Here is a 2,240-nt window from a genome sequence, read left to right on the forward strand (position 1 = left end):
GCCGGCCGACGCGAGGCCCACGTTCGAGCGCAGGAACAGGTGGTCCATGATGAATTTCGCAGGCACTTCGCTGGCGATGCCGGGGCCGCCCTGCGTCATCGCGACCACGGCATCGTACAGCTTCGCCACCGCGGTCGCCAGCAACAGCAGGACGGTCGCGATGGTGGGCCACAGCATCGGCAGGATGATCTGGGCGTAGACGCGCCACGCGGGGATGCCGTCCAGGCGTGCCGCCTTCCAGATTTCCGGGTCGACGCCGCGCAGGCCCGCCAGCATCAGCGCCATCACGAGGCCGGACATCTGCCACACGGTGGCGATGACGACGGTATGGATGGCGAAGTCCTGCGACACGATCCAGTCGAAGCGGAGGTCGTGGAACCCGAGCGCGCGCAGGCTGCCGTCGATGCCGTCGATGCCGTCGCCCGGCGTCAGCAGCCATTGCCACACGAGGCCCGTCGCCACGAACGACATGGCGTACGGGTACAGGAAGATCGTGCGGAACACGCCCTCGCCCCTCATTTTCCACATCGCGTTCTGGTCGATGACTACCGCGAGCAAAAAGCCGATGACCAAGCAGGCCAGCACGAACAGCACGCCGTACACGGCCAGGTTGTGCAGGGAGAGCATCCAGCGCTCGTTGTCGAACAGCCGGTGGTATTGGGCGAGGCCGATGAAGTGCCCGGACGGGAACGTGCGCGAGCCGGTCAGCGAGATATAAAACGTCCACAGGCCGGCGCCGAGATAGCCGAGTGCGGCCACGAGGGCCATCGGCAGCAGCGCGGTGTACGGCGTGACGCGCGTGAGTCGTAAGGTCGCCATGTCAGTAGCGCAGCGCCGACGCGATGCTGTTCTGGGCCCGTTCGACGGGCATGTTGGTATTCCAGTAGGCGGTCAGCACATCTTGCAGCGCACCATTCTGGTCCGGCGTCAGGTACACCTCGGCGACGCCGACGGGCCGCTTCGGATCGCGCAGGATCGCCATGCCCTTGCGCGCGCACGCGTCGAACTGGCTGTCGTCCGCATCCAGGCGCACGGGCACCGAGCCTTTCAGCTTGTTGAACGCGAGCTGCACGTCCGGCCTGTCGACCACGCTCGCGAGCAGTTTCTGCGCGCGCAGCGCGCCGGCGTCGTCCGTTTTCGGGAACACGAACACGTCGCCCTGGATCAGGTAGGGGCTGTCCGCGCCCAGGCCCGGCAGGCAGCCGAACTGGCGGCCCGGCGCCTGGCCGGCGGCGATGAATTCTCCCTTGGCCCAGTCGCCCATGATCTGCATGCCCGCCTTGCCGCCGATGACGAGCGCCGTCGCGTCGTTCCAGTTGCGGCCCGGCGACGCCGGATCGACGTAGCCCTGCAGGCGCTTGTACGCGACGAGCACCTTGCGGAATTCGGCGGAACGGATCGCCGCCTGGTCACGGTCCCGGATGACCTTCAGATACAGGTCGCGCCCGCCCATGTTCGACAGGACCATCGAGAACAGCAGGATGTCCTGCCACGCCTGGCCGCCATGCGCGAGCGGGATCACGCCCGCGGCCTTCAGCTTGTCGAGCGCGGCGAACAGCTCGTCCATCGTCGCGGGCTCGCGCGCGATGCCGGCCTTTGCGAATGCGGCCCTGGAGTACCAGATCCACGTCTGCATGTGGATGTTCATCGGCACGGCGTACCAGTGGCCGCGCACCTTGATCACGTCGATGATGGGCGCGGGCAGCACCTGGTCCCAGCGGTCGCGCCGGGCGAGGTCGTCGACGGGATTCAGCAGGTCTTCCTCGATGATGTCGAGGAACTGCTTCGACGTGTTGAACTGGGCGGCGGTCGGCGGATTGCCGCCGATGATGCGGTTGATGGTGACCGCGCGCGACTGGTCGCCGCCCGCGATCGCGGTGTCGACCCACGTGCCGCCGGCGTCGCGGTAGGCCTGTTCGACCTGCTTCACGGCGGCCGATTCGCCGCCGGACGTCCACCAGTGGATCACCTCGGCCCGTGGACCGGCATGCGCCGCAACCGTAGTCGCGCACAGCCAGGCGCACAACAACGCCCTGCGGGTTCCGTACATGCTGTCTCCGTTATGGCATCCTGGCGGGGCCGGCGCCTTTTTTATACGTATTCGGCATGCCATGGAAACGTTCCCATGGGCATGGTCCGACTATAACATCCCCAAAAAATCAGTGTCAAACAAAACAACGCGCTAGCCTGCCGCCTGCGCGCACACGGCCCGGACGTGGCTCCGCAGCCACGCGTGGACG

The 2,240-nt window shown here is 66.8% G+C and carries 2 protein-coding genes; both read right to left on the reverse strand.

Annotation, left to right across the window (positions count from 1 at the left end):
- Nucleotides 1–819: carbohydrate ABC transporter permease (locus tag ACEN88_RS29645; protein WP_413345464.1), on the reverse strand; the 819-nt coding region annotated here is incomplete at its 3' end.
- Nucleotide 820: 1 nt separating this feature from the next.
- Nucleotides 821–2,050 (reverse strand): ABC transporter substrate-binding protein, encoded by a 1,230-nt coding sequence (locus ACEN88_RS29650; protein ID WP_413345466.1) that lies wholly within the window; start codon nt 2,048–2,050, stop codon nt 821–823.
- Between the last annotated feature and the right edge of the window lie 190 nt (nt 2,051–2,240).

The sequence above is a fragment of the Massilia sp. CT11-108 genome (assembly GCF_047302915.1).
Lineage (GTDB): Bacteria > Pseudomonadota > Gammaproteobacteria > Burkholderiales > Burkholderiaceae_D > Telluria > Telluria orientalis.

Coding starts and splice junctions, on each gene's coding strand:
- ACEN88_RS29650 (WP_413345466.1), bottom strand. CDS start 2,050: ATGTACGGAACCCGCAGGGCGTTGTTGTGCGCCTGGCTGTGCGCGACT.